The 18,585-nt window shown below is 72.9% G+C and carries 15 protein-coding genes and 2 pseudogenes; 13 read left to right on the top strand and 4 right to left on the bottom strand.

Translation table 11 applies throughout. From position 1 onward, the window contains the following. Positions 1–39: 39 nt before the first annotated feature. Positions 40–132, top strand: a pseudogene (locus ACFPZJ_RS29305) (IS5/IS1182 family transposase); the annotation flags it as partial. A gap of 378 nt (positions 133–510) precedes the next feature. Here ACFPZJ_RS29305 and ACFPZJ_RS29300 read toward each other — a convergent pair. After that, positions 511–1,710, bottom strand: coding sequence for a TolB-like translocation protein (locus ACFPZJ_RS29300; protein WP_381027747.1), 1,200 nt, complete (start codon positions 1,708–1,710; stop codon positions 511–513). A 93-nt stretch (positions 1,711–1,803) separates the two neighbouring features. Here ACFPZJ_RS29300 and ACFPZJ_RS29295 point away from each other — a divergent pair, with 93 nt between their 5' ends. The 11 genes and pseudogenes from ACFPZJ_RS29295 (at position 1,804) to ACFPZJ_RS29245 (ending at position 14,321) form a co-directional block, all read left to right on the top strand. After that, positions 1,804–2,781: an ABC transporter substrate-binding protein gene (locus tag ACFPZJ_RS29295; protein WP_381028324.1), complete on the top strand. Its 978-nt coding sequence runs from the start codon at positions 1,804–1,806 to the stop codon at positions 2,779–2,781. Between the two features lie 92 nt (positions 2,782–2,873). Continuing rightward, entirely contained in the window at positions 2,874–3,950 is a 1,077-nt protein-coding gene (locus ACFPZJ_RS29290; protein ID WP_381028322.1) for a FecCD family ABC transporter permease, read from the top strand. Then, a complete protein-coding gene (locus ACFPZJ_RS29285) occupies positions 3,947–4,954 on the top strand; it encodes a FecCD family ABC transporter permease (protein WP_381027745.1) in 1,008 nt (335 codons plus the stop codon). Before ACFPZJ_RS29290 ends, ACFPZJ_RS29285 begins: the two co-directional genes overlap by 4 nt. 17 nt (positions 4,955–4,971) lie before the next feature. Beyond that, positions 4,972–5,792 (top strand): annotated as a pseudogene (locus ACFPZJ_RS29280) (ABC transporter ATP-binding protein). Positions 5,793–5,850: 58 nt separating this feature from the next. Next, positions 5,851–5,964, top strand: a complete 114-nt coding sequence (gene amiA / locus ACFPZJ_RS29275) for a streptamidine family RiPP (protein ID WP_381027742.1) — start codon at positions 5,851–5,853, stop codon at positions 5,962–5,964. Between the two features lie 92 nt (positions 5,965–6,056). Then, positions 6,057–6,878, top strand: coding sequence for a hypothetical protein (locus ACFPZJ_RS29270; protein ID WP_381027739.1), 822 nt, complete (start codon positions 6,057–6,059; stop codon positions 6,876–6,878). Further along, positions 6,875–8,356, top strand: coding sequence for a CocE/NonD family hydrolase (locus ACFPZJ_RS29265; RefSeq protein ID WP_381027736.1), 1,482 nt, complete (start codon positions 6,875–6,877; stop codon positions 8,354–8,356). The genes ACFPZJ_RS29270 and ACFPZJ_RS29265 overlap by 4 nt, the downstream gene beginning before the upstream one ends. Further along, a complete protein-coding gene (locus tag ACFPZJ_RS29260; RefSeq protein ID WP_381027733.1) occupies positions 8,353–9,732 on the top strand; it encodes a YcaO-like family protein in 1,380 nt (459 codons plus the stop codon). Before ACFPZJ_RS29265 ends, ACFPZJ_RS29260 begins: the two co-directional genes overlap by 4 nt. Positions 9,733–9,742: 10 nt before the next feature. Next, positions 9,743–10,828 carry a SagB/ThcOx family dehydrogenase gene (locus tag ACFPZJ_RS29255; protein ID WP_381027731.1) on the top strand — a complete coding sequence of 362 codons (1,086 nt, stop codon included), beginning with the start codon at positions 9,743–9,745 and terminating at the stop codon, positions 10,826–10,828. After that, positions 10,825–12,564, top strand: a complete 1,740-nt coding sequence (locus tag ACFPZJ_RS29250; RefSeq protein ID WP_381027728.1) for an ABC transporter ATP-binding protein/permease — start codon at positions 10,825–10,827, stop codon at positions 12,562–12,564. The genes ACFPZJ_RS29255 and ACFPZJ_RS29250 overlap by 4 nt, the downstream gene beginning before the upstream one ends. Beyond that, complete coding sequence (locus tag ACFPZJ_RS29245; protein WP_381027726.1) at positions 12,561–14,321, top strand: ABC transporter ATP-binding protein; 1,761 nt, start codon at positions 12,561–12,563, stop codon at positions 14,319–14,321. The genes ACFPZJ_RS29250 and ACFPZJ_RS29245 overlap by 4 nt, the downstream gene beginning before the upstream one ends. A gap of 89 nt (positions 14,322–14,410) precedes the next feature. On the opposite strand, the gene ACFPZJ_RS29240 is transcribed toward ACFPZJ_RS29245, so the two are convergent. Together ACFPZJ_RS29240 and ACFPZJ_RS29235 are read right to left on the bottom strand one after the other, a co-directional pair. Continuing rightward, a complete protein-coding gene (locus ACFPZJ_RS29240) occupies positions 14,411–15,520 on the bottom strand; it encodes an SPFH domain-containing protein (RefSeq protein WP_381027724.1) in 1,110 nt (369 codons plus the stop codon). A gap of 29 nt (positions 15,521–15,549) precedes the next feature. After that, the gene (locus tag ACFPZJ_RS29235) at positions 15,550–15,987 is read right to left on the bottom strand and encodes an NfeD family protein (RefSeq protein ID WP_381027721.1); all 438 of its coding nucleotides are present in this window, start codon (positions 15,985–15,987) and stop codon (positions 15,550–15,552) included. Between the two features lie 944 nt (positions 15,988–16,931). Here ACFPZJ_RS29235 and ACFPZJ_RS29230 point away from each other — a divergent pair. Next, positions 16,932–17,812 (top strand): IS5 family transposase gene (locus ACFPZJ_RS29230; RefSeq protein WP_381028319.1). Its coding sequence is split into 2 segments (ribosomal slippage): positions 16,932–17,283 and positions 17,283–17,812, totalling 882 coding nucleotides; the frame shifts between segments, so codons are not numbered across the junction. Positions 17,813–17,826: 14 nt separating this feature from the next. On the opposite strand, the gene ACFPZJ_RS29225 is transcribed toward ACFPZJ_RS29230, so the two are convergent. Continuing rightward, the gene (locus ACFPZJ_RS29225) at positions 17,827–18,342 is read right to left on the bottom strand and encodes a DinB family protein (protein WP_381027719.1); all 516 of its coding nucleotides are present in this window, start codon (positions 18,340–18,342) and stop codon (positions 17,827–17,829) included. Positions 18,343–18,585: the final 243 nt, after the last annotated feature.

Here is an 18,585-nt window from a genome sequence, read left to right as displayed (position 1 = left end):
CTGCGGTGAGGGGGCTGCGCCTGGCCATGGGCTCCCTGAAGCTGGTGTCTCCTGCGCAAACTGCGATGCAGCACCATCCGCATCACCGGTCTCGTGCAGGCCGTCCCCGTGCTTCACATCGCACGGGCTTGAGGTCGGAAAGGGCTCAGCGGTCCGTCTGGGCGCAGAGCCGGAGATGCTGTCCTTGCTCACCGGCCACGTCCTGCGCGGCGAGACCAGGCTGGAGGCGCTGCTGGAACGCGAGAGAGACGCGGCCCGTGGACCCCGCCGCGACAGAGCATGAGGACGGTGTCATCCATTGCCGAGGCTCGCCCTGAGGTGGGTCAGCAAGCGATCGCGGGACGTGAATCCTAGACGACCGCGGCAGCGCAGAACGAGAAGGTGGTCATCACCGAAGGCCATGCCGTCCTCATCGCTCCCGGACTGACCCTGCTGTGGGGCCACCGCACGGCGGCGGCCCCGGTCGGGGTGCTGATCTGTGCGAGGCGGTCGGTTCGGTCTCGATGGGCGTCACCGTCCCACAGGGTCACCTTCGGCCCTGTCCGACGGTGTGCGCAGTATCGCGTGGCCGCCGTGATGCAACGGCGTGCCCAGCTTGAGACAAGCTGCCTCAGTGCCCGTACGGGCGTCGATGACGTGGACCTCGCCGTGGCCGCCCCGGGTGACCGCGACCCAGTCCGAGTCCGGTGACGCGGCCACCGCCCGGCGCTGGACACCGTCCCAGGGGGTGCCGCCGCGGCGGGGTGCGCCGTCCATGGCGGGGAGGGGGACGCGGCGGGCGGTCCTGCCGTCGGCGTCCAGGAGGATCAGTTCGTCGCCGTCCGGGTGGATGCGGGTGAAGGCGGTGTGGTCCTTGGCGAGGGCGAGCCGGAAGACCAGCCCTGGGCCGAGCTCCGTCCGGGTCGTACGGTCGGTGTCCAGGTCGTGGCACCACGCCTGGTTCGTCCACTCCGGCCACCGCAGCGGGTCCGCCGGGCCGCCCCGCAGCGTCGACCACAGGGCCGGCCGTCGCGTGTCGAGCCGCAGATACCAGCCACGGGCGGGCGAGCCCCACGGAATCACCGGCTCCGCGACGAGGGCCTCGCCCTTTCGGCGTGCCCGGTGCACACCCTCGCCGGTGGCCGCCAACACCTGGCACAGGTCCGGGACATGGGCGTCCCCGTGTCCGTCGTCAGGCAGCGGGAGGTGTGCGTGAGCCGTTGCCGTCGGGCAGCCGGGCGGCGCGCCGAGCAGGTCGGCGAACCGGTGGACGGCCAGGGCGCCGGGCTCCCTGTGCCGCAGGACGACGAGGGGGTCGCCGTTGCCCAGTACGGTCACTCCCGGCTCGCCCACGCGTGTGCGCACCCGGGCCGCGTCTCCCGTGGCGAGATCGACGACCGTCAGCAGATCCGACCACGGCTCGGCGTTCTCGCCCAGGCCCGTCGTGACGGCCACCCATCGGCCGGACGGGTCGGCGGCGAGGTGCTCGGCCGGCACGGCGACCGGGATCGCGGCCTCCACCAGCTCGTGGCCGAACGGGTCGAGCACCAGCAGTTCGCCCCTGCGGTCGTCGACGCAGGCCACCCGACCGCCGGGCAGGGCCAGGAACCCGGCGTGCTCGGAGAGATGCCGGCCGTTCAGACGGCCCGTCTCGATGCCATCCGGCACCGTCAGCACATGGACGGATCCCCCGACGTGGTCGGAGACGAGCAGCAGTGGACCGGCGGTCATCGGTGCCTCCATCGCCAAAAAGGATCAACTGAAAACGATTATCATGTATGTTCGGGGGGTCTGGGGACCATCAAGGAAGAAGCGAGGGCATCGATGCTGTGCTCACCGTCGAGATTCGTCCGAAGCTGCCTCGCCGCAGCGGTAGTGGGCTCGGTCCTGGTCGGATGCGGCGCGGCCACCGAACCCGCGAGCAAGCAGAACGCCGCCGCCGGGCCGAAGACCGACGTCACTGTCGAACCGATCAAGGCCACACGTGAATTGACCGACGCGACCGGCGTCAAGATCTCCCTGAAGGACGAACCGACGCGCATCGTCTGCCTCTTCGCGCTCTGCGACGACATCCTGACCGAGCTCGGCATCGTCCCCACGGCCACGAACAGCGCACTCCTCGCCCACCCCGACTTCCTGGGCGCGGAGAAGGCCAAGGAAGTCGACGTCATTCCCGGCGGTTTCATCGCTCCCGAGGTGGAGGCGATCCTCTCTCACAAGCCCGATCTCGTGATCGGCCTGAAGGACACCCACGGCAAGCTCGCCCCGGCGCTGAAGGGCGCGACCACGTTCTGGCCCATGCAGCCGGAGACCTGGCAGGACAGCGTGGGTTACCTGCGCGATGCCGCCGCGCTCACCGGCCGTACCGCCGAAGGCGAGAAGGCCGAGAAGACCTTCCGCACCAAGCTCGCCGAGGCCGAGCGGGCCAGGAGCGACAAGACCGCGCTCGTCATCTACGGCAGTGACGAGAACTTCGGCGTCGCCACACCGGAGACGGACGTGGCCGCCAGCCTGTTCCCCAAGCTGGCCGACTACCCCTGGAAGTCGCGCGGCGTGGAGGGAAGTTACAGCCTGGAGGAGATCCTCGCGGCGGACGTCGACGTGATCTTCTCCGAGACGATCAGCTTCGGCGAGACGGACGGCAAGCTGTCCGAAAAGCTGGCCAAGAACCCTTTGTGGGGCAAGATCCCGGCCGTGAAGAACGGGGACGTCCACGAGGTGAACGCCGAGGTGTGGGCCAAGGGACGCGGCACCCGCTCGCTCGGCATCGTTCTCGACGAGGCCACGGCCGCGCTGCGGTGAGCGCACCCCCTGCGACCAAGGCCGCAGCGGGTGACGTGACCAGGCGCGGGCGAAGGGCCGCGCCGTGGCAACTGCCCTTGTTGGTCTCACTGGTGGCCGTCGCCTCCGGCTGCGCACTGACCCTCGGCACCCCCTACGTGCCGCTGTATCAGCTGCCCGCTGCGCTGCGGGATGCCGACGCCACCCTCGCCGGCATCGTCGTCACCGAACTCCGCGTGCCCCGGCTGGCGCTGGCGCTGGTCGCCGGAGCCTGCCTGGGGGCCGCGGGGCTCGTGTTGCAGGAGGCGCTGCGCAACCCCCTCGCCATTCCCGAGATGCTGGGGGTGTCGTCGGGAGCCGCGCTCGGCGTCGCCGCGCCGCTGGTGCTGGCGGTGTCCATTCCCGCCGCCGTCCAGCCGCTGCTGGCGATCGGCGGGGCCGTGCTCGGCGGCGGACTCACCCTGCTCGCGGCCGGGTTGGGGCGCGGCCCGTCCGCCGTACTGCTCACCGGGGCCGCGGTCGCCGCCGCGTTGCAGGCCGCGCTGCTCGTGCTCATGGTGATGGCCGACCAGCTCGACCTCCAGCTGATCTACCGGTACCTGCTCGGCTCGCTGTCCGCCCGTACCTGGGACGACGTCACCGGGCTGTGGCCCTGGTTGCTCGTCGCGGCACCCGCGCTCGTGCTGTGCGCGCCGGTGCTGTCGGTGCTGCGGCTGGGGGACGAGGACGCCGAGGCGCTGGGTGTCCGGGCGCAGCGGGCGCGGGTGGCCGCTCTGGCCATCGCCGTCGTGCTGATCGCGCCCGTGACGGCCGTGTGCGGGCCGGTGGCGTGGGTCGGGTTCCTCGCCCCCCACCTGGCGCGCAGGCTCAACCCTGCCGCAGACGCCGTGTGTTGGCTGCCCTGGTCGGCGGCGTGGGGTGCGGTCGTGGTGGCCGTCGCCGACATCCCGGCCCGGCTCGCCCTGGCGCCCGTCGAGACACCGGTCGGCGCCTGGACGGCCCTGCTCGGCGTGCCGGCCGGGGTCGCCCTGCTCAGGTCGGGCACGCGAAGGCCGGCTGCCCTGCGCCGAGCGGCGGGGTGCGAGGCCGTGCGCTCCGAACAGTCGGGCCGGGAACCTTCCCCGGAGATCCGAGGGCATGGCCACAGACAGGAGCCCGACGCGGCAACCGGAGCGGGGGAGGGCCGATGAACCGGCGTCTGGGGGCGCTCGTCGCGCTCGTCGTCGCGTGCGCCTGCGCCGGACTGCTGGCGGGGCGGGGCATGTCCCCGGCCGTGGCCTGGGACGTGCTCGGGGGAGGCGGCGACGCGACGGAACGGCACATCTTCTTCCAGCTCCGGCTGCCCCGGCTGCTGGTGTCCCTCGGTGCGGGAGCGTGCCTGGGCGTCGCGGGCCTGGTCCTGCAGTCCGCGCTGCGCAACCCCCTCGCCGGTCCCGAGGTCACGGGTGTGACGCCGGGCGCCGTGCTCGGGGCCGTCACCGCGACCGGCCTCGGCCTCGCGGGGTGGGAATCGCCCTTGGCCGTGGTCGCCGCCGCGTGCGTGGGGGGCTGCACGGGAGCCGCGCTGCTGTGGCTGCTCGCCGGACGCGGCCGGGGCGACCCGGCGCAGACCGCCCTGCACGGAGTCCTCGTCTCGGCGGTGCTCGGCGGACTCACCGCCATGGTGCTGCTGGTCGCGCCGGGTGAGCTGGGCAGCGTCGTGCAGTGGCTCGTCGGCACCACGGAGGGCCGGGTGTGGCAGCACTGGCACCTGCTGTGGCCCTGGGCGCTGGCCTGGGGCGGCGCGGCATGGCTGCTCGCCGGGCCGCTGACCCTCTTGCGCTGCGGGGACGAACTCGCCACCGCGGCAGGACTGTCCACCCGACGGGCCCGCACCCTCGCCCTGCTGTGCGCGGTGGCGCTGACGGCGGGCGCGGTGGCCGCCGTGGGCGCGCTGGGGTTCGTCGGGCTGCTCGTACCGCATGTCGCCGTGGCCGTGTTCGGCGCGGACCTGCGGCTGTCGCTGCCCGGTGCCGCCCTGGTGGGGGCGGCCGTGGTGTGCGGGGCGGACGCGGCGGCGCAGCTGCTGTCACGGCTGCTGGCGGCCGCCCTGGACTTCGGGCGGCTCACACTGCCGGTCGGGGCGCTCACCACCTGCCTCGGGGCCGCGCTGCTGCTGGTCGTCGTGCGCCGCGCGCCGAGCCGTACGTTCTGATGTCGACGGAGGGAAGCATGACCGAGTCCGTGGGGATCCGCGTCGAGGAGGTCCGCTTCGGCTACCCCGGCCGACCCGTGCTGCGCGGCGTCGACATGACCGTCGAACCGGGCGAGCTGACCGCCCTCATCGGGCTCAACGGCTGCGGCAAGTCGACCCTGTTGCGGCTCGCCGCCGGGTTGCTGCGGCCGGACGGGGGACGCGTCCTGCTCGGCGGGGACGACCTCGCCCGGCTCTCCCGGCGTGCCACCGCCCGGCGTGTCGCGCTGCTGCACCAGTCGGCCCCGGCCGTCCCCGGCATGACCGTACGGCAGCTCGTACGTCAGGGGCGCTACGCGGCGCGGGGCCCGCTCGGCATGCTGCGCGAGGGCGACGATCCCGTGGTGCGGCGTGCCCTGCGTGACGTCGGCGTGGAGGAGTGGGCCGAGCGCGATGTCGACGCGCTGTCCGGGGGTGAACGGCAGCGGGTGCGGCTCGCGATGGCACTCGCCCAGGACACCCGTGTCCTGCTGCTCGACGAGCCGACCACCTACCTGGACCTGCATCACCAGCTCGATGTGCTGCAGACCGTGGTCCGGCTGCGTGAGGAGCGCGGTCTCACCGTCGTGATGGTGCTGCACGACCTGGCGCACGCCGCCCGGTTCGCCGAGCGGATCGTCGCACTGCGGGACGGCCGCGTGGTGGCCGACGGAGCTCCGAAGGAAGTGGTCACGCCCGCACTGCTGGCGGATGTCCTCCAGGTGGCGGGACGGGTCGGCCGGGACCCCGAGGGCGGCTGGCCGGTGTGTTACCCGGATCACCCTCTCCCGGGCTAGTAAATGAAAATCATATTCATTAGGTTGTGCAGTGCGGCGCTCATCAGAACGCCGCATCTCCCTTGTCCTTAAGGAGAGTTCATGGAGAACGAGCAGGTCTTCGCGCCGATCGCCGACCAGGGACAGCTGGCCCACGCCTCGGCCACCCACTCCAACGCGCTTGTCGAGAACCCCTTCGACGACACCGAGGAGTGAGCAAGGGATAAGCGCCCTTGACCGTGGGCCCGCCCGATGCCTTCCGGGCGGGCCCACACCCACCTCCGGCCCTTCCCGACAGGAGAACCGACGTGTCCCGCAGCCAGCTCGCACCCGGTGTCGAGGTCGTCGCCGTGCCCGGGAGAGGGCTCGCCGTCCGTACGGCCGACGGGGAGTTCCTCAGCGTACGGACCGGCGAGACGGTCCAGGACGCCCTGCTCGCCCGGCTGTCCGGCACGGCGACGGGCGAGCCGGACGCCGAACTCGACCGCCTGGTCCGTGCCTTCGCGGACGCCGGATACCTGGCAGAGGGTCCGCAGCGCCCGGCATGGCCCGGCGAGCGCCGGGACGTCCGGCTGGTGGGCGACCCCGTGCTGACCGGACCACTGGCCGCGTACCTGCGGGCCGAGGGCGCCGAGCCGCAGCCGACAGCGCCCGAGGACGCGACGCACGGACAGCCCGCCGCTGTCGTGTGGTGCCTCGACGGGCCCGTGCCCGAAGGGCTGTGGGACGCGGCCGACCGCCTGCCCGAGCGCGGTGTCGCCTGGCTGCGCTGTCACCGCGAGGGCTGGCAGGCGTACGTCGAACCCCTCGCGGCCGCTACCGGTGACGTCACCTCCGCCCACGTCCGCGCCCGCCGGCTCGCCGCCACGCCCGCGCACCGCGAGCTGGACGCCTACTGGAGCGGCCCTCGTACATCCGGCCGGTCCGTCCGGCTCACGGCTCCCGCGGCTGGATTCGTCGCCGCCCTGCTCGCCGACGACCTCACCCGGTGGGCCACCGGCGCCCCCGACCCAGGCGGACTGCCCGCCCGGCGCCGGCTCCGCCGTGTCGACCTGCGCACGCTGAACGTCACCGAGCATCCCGTCCTGCCGGTCCCCGACGTCGCCCCGATGCCTGAGAAGACCCGATGACGCCGTTCACCGCGGCCGTCGAGGGCCTCGCCGTCGACATCCAACTCCCGGACGGCGACGGGCCCTTCCCGGCCGTCCTCGTCCGCACGCCCTACGACCGGCGACGCCACCACGCCGAGCTGCGCGGCTGGGCACGGCGCGGGTTCGCCGCACTGGCCCAGGACGTACGCGGCCGGCACGCCTCGGCGGGGGAGTGGCACCCGTACGAGAACGAGGCCGCCGACGGAGCGGCCACCGCCCGCTGGATCCGCCGGCAGCCCTGGAGCGACGGTCGGCTGCTGGCGGCGGGCGCCTCCTATGCCGCGCACTGCGCGCTCGCCCTGGCGCTCGACGCACCGGAGGACGCCCGTCCCGACGCCGTCATCGCGGCCGTGCCCGCGCTGGGCACCGCCGAGACGGCGCGCGAACCCTCGGGCGTGGAACGGCTGGCGGCCCGCGCCGGATGGTGGGCGGCCCACGGCGACCGCCGCGACTCCGACGAGGAAGCGTTGCACAAGGCCCTCGCCGCCGACCCCGGGCTGCTCGCCCACCTGCCGGTGAGCGACCTCCCGGCGCGACTGGGCCGTGAGGTTCCCTCCTGGCCGGGCGTGTGGCGGCACCATGAGCGCGGCCGGTCCGGCGCACGGGCCGAACGTGCTCAGATGCCGCTGCTCGCGGTGGGCGGCCACCACGACCACTTCACGGAGGACACCGTCGCGCTGTGGAACCGCTGGGGCGGACCCTCGGCACGCCTGCTGATGGGCCCCTGGGGCCACCGCCTCGTCGCGAGCCCCGGACCTGACGCCACACCGGCACACCGGGTGAGCCTCGGTGACCTCTACGCCCGCTGGGCCCGTCTCGCCCTCGCCGGGGAGCTCGGGCACGGGCAGCGCGGCGCGGTCGGGCTGGGCGGCAGCCCGCTGTGGATGTCCGCCGGCACGGAGGGGGAGCCGTACCGTCCGAACCTACGGCTGCTGCACGGCGCCTCCTTCACCGCCGACCCCGGACGACCCGCCCGCTCCGATGAGTTGACCGTCCCCACCGACGGCACGCCCGACCGCTGCCTGCTCGTCACCGCGCCGCTGCCTCGCCCGCTGGACCTCGTCGGGCCCGCCGAGGTGCGGCTGCGGGCCACCGCCGACACACCGTCCGCCGACTGGTTCGCCAGACTCGCCGCGGTCACACCCGAAGGAACGGCCGAGCGGCTGGCCGTCGGCGTCGTGCGGCGGGCGGACCCTCCGGGGCAGGCCGCCGAGTTCAGCGTGGTGCTCGGCCGGCTCGCACGGCGGCTGCCGGCGGGCACCCGGCTCCGCCTGGAAATCACCGGGCACCACTTCCCGGCCCACGCCCGCAATCCCCACACCGGCGACGACCCGGTCACGGCCACCCGCTTGCTCGCTTCCCGGCGCACGGTCGACCCAGGGCGCGTGGCGCTGCGGCTGCCCGTGCTCCGGTCCCGTCCCACTCCCACCGATCCCGCAGAGGAGATCCTGCGATGACGGCGCTGCCGCTGGAAGCTCTCGTCGACCCCGTCTGCGGCATCGTCCGCAAGGTGGAGCCCGTCGCGCACCCCGCGGGCGCGCCTCCCCGCTACACCGCGCTCACGGCGGAGATCGCCGACGCGCGCAGGCTCGGGTTGTGGCCCGCCGACCGGGTGTCGCTCGGCACCACCTTCGGCGACCCCGAGGGCGCGCGCACAGCCGCCATAGCCGAGGGACTCGAACGGTACTGCGGCAACCGCGTACCACCGCCCGGCCACCCCGACGCACCGCTGCGTGCCACGGCCGCCGAGCTGGCCGACAAGGGCCTGCGGCTGTACGGGCCGGGCGAGCTGCCCTCGTACGCCGACTGGCAGTACACCCGCGACAAGTTCCCCTACCGCCCCCTCACCCCCGACACCCCGTCCCTGTGGACGCGCGGCGAGGAGCGGCTGCCCGGCGGGGGGACGGCCGAGGTGTGGGCGCCGGTGGCCCTCACCCACCTCAACTGGCGCCAGGGCGAACTGCGTTCACTGCCCCGCACCCACCACCTCAACTACGCGGGCATCGCCACCGGGCAGGGGTTCGACGACGCCGTCGAGCGCGGCCTGCTGGAGATCGTCGAGCGTGACGCGCTGGAGCTGTGGTGGCACCTCGACGGCCCGACCCGTGGCATCGACCCGGCCAGTGTGCCCGGTCTGACCGACGACCTCGCCGGATCCGGGCTCGAGGTATGGGTCGCCGAGATGCCCTCGGAGTTCGCCCCCTGCATGGCCGCGCTCGTCCACGACCCCCGGCTCGGCCTGTACGCCGCCGGGTTCGCCTGCAAGTACGACCCGGCCGAGGCCGCCCGCAAGGCCGTGCTCGAAGCCGTCCACACCTGGGTGTTCACCCAGGGCCTCACCGATCCCGACGGCTGGGTGTTCCAGGCCGTCGAGGCCGGGCTGCTCGCCCGCGGCCTCTACCTGGACCACCGCGAGGACGGCCGCTACCTCGACGCCTGCGGCGAACACTTCGAGCACGTACGCGACCTGGGCGCGCACGTGCAGGTGTGGCTGGACGAGCGGATGGCGCCCGAGGCACGGCGGTTCACCGATCCCGCGCACGGGGTCGTGTCCATCGAGGCGGTCGAGCCGGGCAGCCGGGAGCGGCTTCAGCGCGCGCTCCACGACCGGGGCCATCGCGTCATGACGTTCGACGTCACCACCGAGGACGTCGCCGAGACTTCGCTGCGCGTCGCGCGGGTCCTCGTCTCCGGTCTTCTCCCCAACGCGCCCGCCGCCTTCGGCTACTTCGGCTGTCCGCGCCTCGCCGAGGCCGCAGTCGAACGTGGCTGGCGTACGACCGCGCCGACCGGGCCGGAGGACTTCACACTCGCTCCTCCGCCCCACATGTGAGGGCCGCCCCGTGGATCTCGTCACCGCCCTCGCCCGCGCCCGCTCGCCCGAGCAGCCTGGCCCGGACACGCCCGCCGGTCGCGCCGTCCGCGCGTGGCCTGGGCCGCCGGGCGCCCTGCCGCAGCCCGGGCCCGGGGAACTGGATCTGGGCCGGCTGCTCCGCCTCTCGCTGGCGGCCTGTGACGATGCCGGGCGTTTGCGGCCCGCCCCGTCCGCGGGCGCGCTGCATCCGGTGGACGCCCGGCTCGTCGTGGGCACCGACTGTTCGCTGCCGCCCGGCCGCTACGGCTACGACCCACTGGCCCACCGCGTGCACCGACTCGGCCCGGCACCCGACGGCGCGTCGCCCGGAGTGACCGTCGAACTCTGCGTCACCCCGCGGCGCACGGTCTCCCACTACGGCCACCGCGCCTGGCCGCTGATCCTTCTGGACACCGGGCACGCCGTTGCGGCGCTCGTGCTCGCCGGGCGGGCGCTGGGTCTCGCGGAGCCCGAGCACCGCTGGGACGGGCTCAGCGGGGACTCCCAGGCCGCAGTGCACTTCGGACCATCCAAGGGTGTGCACCGCCCGCCCCCGGACCGGCCCACCGCTGACGAGCTGCTCGCCCGCCGCAGCGCCCCGCCACCGCTGCGAGGCACCCCGCCCCACGACGTCCTGAGGGCGCTGCTCGCCACCGCTGTCGACGCGAGCGCCGGCGAGCTCTCCTGGTGCGTGGCCGTCGGCGAACCGCAGCCCCAACTCGTGGAGTTGGCCCCGGACGGCACACTGCGGCGGCTCGCCGCGGGGGAGGCCCGGCCGACGCTCGCCGCCTGGGCCGCGGGCCAGGGATGGATCGCGGAGGCCGGCGCGGTCCTGCTCGGCTACGGCTGCCCCACGGACGCCGAAGCCCCGCTGATCCGCCGGGCACACCTGCGCGCCGGATTCGCCGTCCACCTGGCCCACGTGGCCGCCGTACGACACGGGCCGGCAGCCCGTCCGGTCGGCTCCTGGCAGCAGGCAGATCTGGGCGCCGCACTCGGCGCCACGCCGGGCAAGGACTGGATCGTCCACGGTCTGGCCCTCGGCACCACCCACTCCGAGGAGAGGACCTCGTGATCGTCCACCCCGAGCTGCGCCGCGCCGCACGGCACGCCCGGCGCCCCCTGTTCGCGGCCACCCTCCTGCAGGGGGCCGTCACCCTCACCCACCTCGCGCAGGCCGTGCTGCTCGCCGTCGCCCTCGCCGACCTGGCCCGGGGCGACACGGACCGGCTTCCCCTGCTCCTCGGGGCCGTGCTCGCCGTCGTCGCCGCCCGGGCCGTGCTCGACAACGGGCAGCGACGTACCGCCACACGCGCCGGGGCACAGGTCAGAGTGGGCCTGAGGGACGAACTCCTCGCCCACCTGGGACGGCTCGGGCCCGCGCGTCTCACCACCGCCCGCGCCGGGGCCGTCCGCACCACACTCGTCGACGGAGTGGAGGGCGTCGACGCCTACGTCTCCCGCTACCTGCCCCAGCTCCTCATCACCCTCACCGTGCCGCCCCTGCTGCTCGCCGCCGTGGCCGCCGTCGAACCGCGCGCGCTCCTCGGCCTCGTCCCCGCCCTGCTGCTCGCCCTGGCCGGACCGCGCGCCTGGGACCGGCTCCTCGCCAAGCGCGGCAAGGAACACTGGGACACCTACGAGGGTCTGGGCGCCGACTATCTGGAGGCCCTGCAGGGCATGTCCGCGCTGCGGGCCGCGGGCGCCGTCGGGCGAGCACGGGAGCGGCTTCAGGAGCGCTCGGCGGCGCTGCACCGGGCGACCGTCGCCAAGCTCCGCGTGTCGCTCGTCGACACCGGCCTGACCGATCTGGCCATCCAGGGCGGAGTCGTGACCGCCGCGCTGCTCGGCTGCTGGTCGGCCGTCACCGGATCCACCACGCCGACGGGCACCTACCTGGTGCTGCTCCTCGCCTCCGAGTGCTTCCGGCCCGTCCGCGACCTGTCCCGCGAATGGCACGCCGGGTACCTCGGCGTGTCGGCCGCGGACGGGATCGCGGCGCTGCGCACCGCCGAACCCGCCGTCCGCGACACCGGAACAGCACAGGCGCACTGGCCGACCCCACCCGAAGTGCGCTTCGAAGACGTCGAGTTCCGTTACGGCGACGCGGAGGCACCCGCCCTGAGCGGGATCACCTTCACCGCCGAGGCAGGGCGCACCACGGCGATCGTCGGCCCGTCGGGCGCGGGCAAGTCCACGCTGCTCGCCCTGCTCCTGCGCCACGGCGACCCGCAGCGTGGCCGGATCTCCATCGGCGGCCGCGACGTGGACCGGTACGCCCTCGACTCGCTGCCGCGGGGCATCGCCGTCGTCTCCCAGGAGACGTACCTCTTCCACGCCACCATCGCCGACAACCTGCGCCTGGCCAGGCCGGCCGCCACGGACGACGAGCTGGTACGGGCGGCGCGCACCGCCGGCGTCCACGACGAGATCGCCGCCCTCCCCGACGGTTACGCCACCGTCCTCGGTGAACGCGGCGCCACCCTGTCCGGGGGCCAGCGGCAACGACTCGCCCTCGCCCGCGCCCTGCTGGCCGATGCCCGGGTGCTCGTCCTCGACGAGGCCACCAGCGCGGTCGACGAACGCCGCGAGGCGGACATCGTCCGCGAACTCCTCGAGGCCGCGGGCGGCCGTACCGTCCTGGTGGTCGCCCACCGGCTCGCCGCCGTCCGGCACGCCGACCGCATCGTGGTACTGGACGGCGGACGCGTGGACGCCATCGGAGAACACGCCACCCTCGTCGAAGCCGGGGGCGTCTACGCCGACCTCGTCAAGGCGGGCCGCACTCATCGAGAAGGGCTCGCCGCATGAGCAGCACCACCGACCCCACCACGGCCGATCCGGCCGCCGTGCCCCCGCGCGGCTCACTGCGCGCCCTGCTGCCCGCCCTCGCCGGGCACCGCGCCATGATGGCCCGCACCTGCGCCGCCGCCCTCCTCGAACAGGGCTCGCTGGTCGCGCTGTTGACGCTGGCCGCGCACACCGTCGGAACCGCCGTCATCGAGGACCGCGCCCCGTCCGCCGGAACGGTCACCGCCCTGATCGTCCTCGTCCTCGTACGCGCCCTGATGACCTGGCGCGAGATGGACCTCTCGCACGACCTGGCCTACCGGGTGCTGGCCGAACTGCGCGTGCGGATCTTCGACGGGCTCGCCCGCAGCGCGCCCGCCCCGGTGGCCGGCAAGCGAAGCGGAGACCTGGCCGCCACCGCGATGGCCGATGTGGAGGCGCTGGAGTTCTTCTACGCCCACACCACGGCCCAACTCCTCGCCTCGGGTGTGGTGTTCACCGGCGGGGCCGCGGTGCTGGCCACGGTGGAGCCGTGGCTGCTGGTGGCGGTGCTGCCGGTCGCCGTGCTGCTCGCCGTGGCGCCCTTCGCCGACGCGCGCGGACGTGCGGTCCGGGGAGCCCGTACCCGGTCGGCCGCCGCGAAGCTGTCGGCCGACACCGTGGAGACCGTCGACGGGCTGCGCGAGCTGCTCGCCTTCGGAGGGCTGACCGAGCGACGCGGTCGGCTCGCCGAACAGGGCCGAAGGGTGGGGGAGGCGCAGCGGGCCGAGGCCACCTGGGAAGCCGTGGCCGCCGCTGTTCGCGACGCCCTCATCGTCCTCGCGGTCCTCGGCGTGGTGGCCGCCGCGGCCCAGTCCGTGACCTCCGGGCGCCTGCACGGCGCATGGGCCCCGGCGGCGATGGCGCTGGCCCTGTCGGTGCTCGGCCCGGTCGCCGAGTCGGCCAGGGCGGTGAGCCGGGCGGTGGGACTGCGCGCCGCGGCCGCCCGCGTCGACGCGGCCCGGAACGCCCCCGCGCTCGCCCCGCCGCCCGCCTCACCCCGCCCGCTTCGCCCGGGCCCGCTGGGCGTCCGGCTGCACCGGGTGAGCTTCGACTACGGGGGCCGGCCCGTACTGAACGGGGTCGACCTGACGGTTCCAGCGGGGACGACGCTCGCCCTGGTCGGTGCCTCGGGGGCCGGCAAGTCGACGTGTGCCCACCTGCTGGCCCGCTTCTGGGATCCCTCCCAGGGAGCCGTCCAGCTGGTGCCCGAGGGAGAGGACCCGGTCGATCTCCGCGACCTGACCGACGCCCAACTCCGCGCAGCCGTCGCCGTGGTGGGCCAGGACACCCCCCTCTTCCACGGAACCCTCGCCGAGAACCTTCGCCTGGGCACCCCCGACGCCGACGAAGACCTGCTCGCCGAAACGGCCCGGCTGTGCGGCATCGACCGGATCGCCACCATGGACACCCTCGTCGGGGAGCGCGGCGCCACCCTGTCCGGCGGCCAGCGCGCCCGCATCGCTCTCGCCCGCGCCCTGCTGGCCGAACCGCGCGTCCTCGTCCTGGACGAGACCACCGCCCACCTGGACAACGCCTCAGACGCCCAGCTCGCCACCGCGCTCGGCACAGGGCACCGCACCACGATCGTCATCGCCCACCGCCCCGCCACGATTCGCCGTGCCGACCGCGTCGCCGTCCTCGAAGCCGGCCGTATCGCGGAGGAGGGCACCTGGGAGGAACTCACAGCCCGCCCCGGCAGTGCCCTCAACCGCGTACTCGCCGTCGCGTCATCCTGAAGCGGCAGGCCGAGGCCGACCACAGGCGAGGGCGTCAGGACACGACGCAGGAGCCGGAGGAGTATGCGGGCGGCAGCCGACGGCTCGACTCAGTCGCCGGACGTCCGCCCCCGGCGCGGTACCTGGGGCGACTTCGCAGCCTCGGCCTCCGCCTTGGCGTCGCTCACCGCGGCGGCGGCCTGCTTCTCGGCCTCGTCAGCAGCCGCGGCGGCGTCGAGGGAGACGGTCGAGCCTGCATCGAGCTGTCGAAGCCGGATGTCGTCCGAGGTGCCGTTGTCGCCGGCGGTGGCTGCTTCCTCCGGTTGCACGGGTGCGGGAGGGCCTGCCGTCGACTGGTCACCGAACGCCCGCGTGACGGTCCGAACCGCCTCGGTCAGCTCCCCCGGGATCACCCAGAACGTGTTGTTGTCGCTGCCCGCCAGGTGCGGGAGCGTCTCGAGGTACTTGTAGGCCAGGACCTTGGGGTCGGCATTGTTGCGGTGGACGGCCTGGAAGACGAGCTCGACCGCCTTGGCCTCGCCGTCCGCCCGCAGGATCATGGCTTGTTGCGTGCCCTGTGCCTCCAGGATGTCCTTCTGCTTCGTGCCTTCCGCGGTCAGGATTTTGGCTTGCCGCTCCCCTTCGGCGTGCAGGATGGCCGCGCGCTTGTCACGCTCGGCCCGCATCTGCTTCTCCATCGCTTCCTTGATGGTGTGCGGTGGATCGATGGCCTTGATCTCGACGCGGTTGACCCGGATGCCCCACTTGCCGGTGGCGTCGTCGAGGACGGCGCGGAGCCGGGAGTTGATCTCCTCACGCGAGGTGAGCGTCTCCTCCAGGTCCATGCTGCCGATGACGTTGCGCAGCGTGGTCACGGTGAGCTGGTCGATCGCCTGGAGGTAATCAGCGACCTCGTAGGCCGCCGCCCGCGGGTCCGTGATCTGGTAGTAGAGCACGGTGTCGATGTTCACCACGAGGTTGTCCTCGGTGATCACCGGCCTGGGGTCGGACGAATAGACCTGCTCACGCACGTCGAGTTTGGTGTTGATGCGGTCCGCCACCGGCAGCACCAGGTTCAGGCCGGGCTGCAGCGTCCGGTGGTACCGGCCGAACCGCTCGATGTTGTAGCGGCGCGCCTGCGGGACGATCCGCACGGTGGAGGCCACGAGGAAGACGACGACAAGGGCCGCCACGAGAATGGGGATGACAACTGGATCCACAGTGCCTCCATTGCTGTCTGCTCAGAGGTTCACGGCAGAAGTTCGCGGGGATAGACGATGGCCGTCGCGCCTTCGATCTCCATGACGTCCACCAACGCCCCCACCGGGATGACCAGGGTCTCGTCGAGGGCACGGGCGGACCATTCTTCGCCGGACAGTTTGATCAGGCCGCGCGTCGCCGTGACCTCCTGCATGACTTCGGCCCGCTTGCCGATCAGCGCATCACTGCCCTCGCGTGTGAGGGGCTGCTGTGCCATGTGCCGCAGCGCGATGGGACGGATGACGACGAGGCCCGCTGCCGCTGCTGCTGCGAGGGCCAGGAGCTGACCGAGAAGGCCGATGCCCACACCAGCGACCACGGCGGCGACCAGCGCGGCGCCCGCCAGCAACCCGAAAACCAGCGTGAGGGTGAAGAACTCCGCGGCACCCAGTGCCGCGGCGACGAGCAGCCATATGAACCACGGCATCGAATCGCCCTCCTTCAGGGGCCTTCTCCTCCAAGCTACCGCCCGGAACGCCGGGCAGACAGACACGACAGCTGTGCTTCTTGAAGGTGAAACGAGACTCGCACTGATCGGCAGGGCTGCCCTCAGGCAGCCGGACGGCCACGGTGATCACGAGCGCCTGAAGACGATCAAGAACCAGGTGGCCGCGGAGACCTCGATCCACGGGATGCGATGATCGCCGGCTATCACTCGACCGGCTGTCGCAGCACGCCCAGCCGTGCCACACCAGGTAGTCGGCGCCGGCGATGGTCGGGGCGGGTGAGCAGGGTCGGCGAGCCCGCCAGGATCACCATCAGGTCCGCGACGGCGAGAAGCGTACATCCCGCTTTGCGGTCGCCTGCGCCCCTGTCCCTGGCTGGAGTGAGGGGGAAGGGACGGGGCGGGATGGACTGCGCGGCCGCGGCCGGGGAGCGGGGCGCGCACTCAGCCAGTTGCGCGTCACCGGAGCCGCCGCGCCCGTGCCGCGTCCAGAAACAGACCGCCAACCGGGAGCTGGTCGTCGGATCCGATGACCTGGCGTCCGGCCCCGTCCCCGCCCGGGTCGACGTAGGGCAGGCGGGTGACGCCCGCGAAGTGCGGGCGAAGATTCACACCACTGGCAGAAAAAGGGCCAGGAAGACCGCCCGGCCGCCGTGCACGTCGTCGACGTCTCGGCCCGGTACCAGGTGGCACCCGGAATGCGCCGCCCTGGGCCGCCTGCGCGTGAGCCGGTCACCGAGGAACCTGCCGGTGGTCGGCCGTGATGTCCGACTCTCGCTCTGGGGACTACCTCCGCACCTCTACGAACGGCCACCTCTTCCGACCGGGCCCGGTCGGCCTCGGCCGATCTCACCCTCGGATGCAGATCACTTGGGCCTGTCCGGCGGACCATGTGACCGTTGCAGGTTCGGCTCGTTGGCATGTCCATGGGGCGGGGAGATCTCACGAACGAGGAATGGGCCCGGCTGAGGCCGCATCTTCCGACGTCCGGTAAGCGGGGCGGTCGTTGGGCGGGGCATCGCAGGATCATCAACGGGATCTTGTACCGAATTCGCACGGGCGTTCCCTGGCGGGATCTGCCTGCACGTTTCGGCAAGTGGAAGACCGCATACGAGCGGCACCGACGCTGGTCGGCGGACGGCACCTGGGACAGAATCTTCGCGGCCATCCTGGCCGACGCCGACGCAGAGGGCCGCATCGACTGGTCGATGGTGAGCGTGGACTCCACCTCCTGCCGGGCCCACCAGCATGCCGCCGGGGCCCGCAAGAGGCGCCCGTGAGTGCCGGGAAAAGAACAACGCCCCGGCAGCACCGTCCCGACGAGGGACTCGGAAGCTCCCGGGGCGGCCTCACCCGCAAGATCCACCTCGCCGGTGAAGGCGGACGCCGCCCGCTGGCCTTGCTGATCACGCCGGGTCAGTGGGGCGACGCCCCGCAGCTCATCCCCGTAATGGAACGCATCCGAGTTGCCCGTCTCGATGGCGGGCGCCCACGCACCCGGCCGGGCCATCTCGGCGGCGACAAGGCGTATTCCTCCCGCCGTAACCGCCGCTACCTGCGACGACGCCAGATCAAGCACACCATCCCCGAACCGAGGAACCAGCGGGCCAACCGCCGGCGCCGGGGCAACAGGGGCGGCCGACCCACCGGGTTCGACAAGACGATCTACAAGAGGAGGAACGAAGTTGAGCGAACGATCAATGCCCTGAAGAACTTCCGGGCTGTGGCCACGAGGTTCGACAAGCGTGCCTACGTCTTCCACGGCACTATCACCGTCGCTTCGATCAGACTCTGGCTCCGCTTGTAACCAGCCGAAGGGGCCTAGACGCCGGTCCGTCCGTCGACGAGCTCCCTCACGATGTCGAGATGCCCGTTGTGTCGGGAGATCTCTTCGATGAGGTGGAGGATCACCCAGCGGAGGTCCACGTGGCGGCCGTCGCTGATGGGGCGCTTGGCCCGTGAGCTCAGGTCGTGGTCGGACAGCAGGCGACGGTAGCGGTCGCTCTGCTCCTCATATTCGGCGAGAAGCTGGGGCAACGGGATGTCGACCGCTGTCCGCATCTCGGGGTCGGGGTCGTCGTCGCTCGCCTGCGTGAGCGGACCCGCGGGTTCCTCCCCCAGGAGCATCACTTGGACCCAGTGGTATTCGACCCACCTCAGATGGCTGATCAGCCCGCACAGGGTCATCAGCGGTGAGTTCGGAAGCGGGGCCCTGCGGGCGTCGTCCGCGGACACGCCCTCGCACTTGGCCCGCGCCGTGTCACGGGCGTAGTCCAGGAAGGTGATCAGCTGCGTGCGCTCGTCCCAGGTGGGAGGCGTATCGGTTCGTTGCGTCATCGTGGGGAGTTTCTCGCAGGCCGGAGGGGCGGTCGAGTGATTAATGAGCGGGACCCGTCGAGTACTGCCTCATCCGCCTTGGGTACGGCGGCCCGGCAAGATCCGTCGGACAGGCCCTAGTGCTGCGTTCCTCAAAGGATGTACACATATCGGCGGTGTAAGCGCCTGGTGGGTGGTGCGGGTCTGCCCCAGATCCAGGGTCGGGCGCGGGCGTTGAGCTGGTCGGTGGCGACGCGGGTCGCG

The organism is Streptomyces bullii, assembly GCF_042657145.1.
Taxonomy (GTDB): Bacteria; Actinomycetota; Actinomycetes; order Streptomycetales; family Streptomycetaceae; genus Streptomyces; species Streptomyces bullii.
Note: the sequence above shows the minus strand (reverse complement) of the source record. Positions and strands in the feature narration are given on the sequence as shown.

Bases quoted from the DNA above. Each gene is read 5' to 3' on its own strand.
- ACFPZJ_RS29300 (WP_381027747.1), bottom strand. From the start codon at position 1,710: ATGACCGCCGGTCCACTGCTGCTCGTCTCCGACCACGTCGGGGGATCC.
- ACFPZJ_RS29295 (WP_381028324.1), top strand. From the start codon at position 1,804: ATGCTGTGCTCACCGTCGAGATTCGTCCGAAGCTGCCTCGCCGCAGCG.
- ACFPZJ_RS29285 (WP_381027745.1), top strand. From the start codon at position 3,947: ATGAACCGGCGTCTGGGGGCGCTCGTCGCGCTCGTCGTCGCGTGCGCC.
- amiA (WP_381027742.1), top strand. From the start codon at position 5,851: ATGGAGAACGAGCAGGTCTTCGCGCCGATCGCCGACCAGGGACAGCTG.
- ACFPZJ_RS29265 (WP_381027736.1), top strand. From the start codon at position 6,875: ATGACGCCGTTCACCGCGGCCGTCGAGGGCCTCGCCGTCGACATCCAA.
- ACFPZJ_RS29260 (WP_381027733.1), top strand. From the start codon at position 8,353: ATGACGGCGCTGCCGCTGGAAGCTCTCGTCGACCCCGTCTGCGGCATC.
- ACFPZJ_RS29245 (WP_381027726.1), top strand. From the start codon at position 12,561: ATGAGCAGCACCACCGACCCCACCACGGCCGATCCGGCCGCCGTGCCC.
- ACFPZJ_RS29235 (WP_381027721.1), bottom strand. From the start codon at position 15,987: ATGCCGTGGTTCATATGGCTGCTCGTCGCCGCGGCACTGGGTGCCGCG.
- ACFPZJ_RS29225 (WP_381027719.1), bottom strand. From the start codon at position 18,342: ATGACGCAACGAACCGATACGCCTCCCACCTGGGACGAGCGCACGCAG.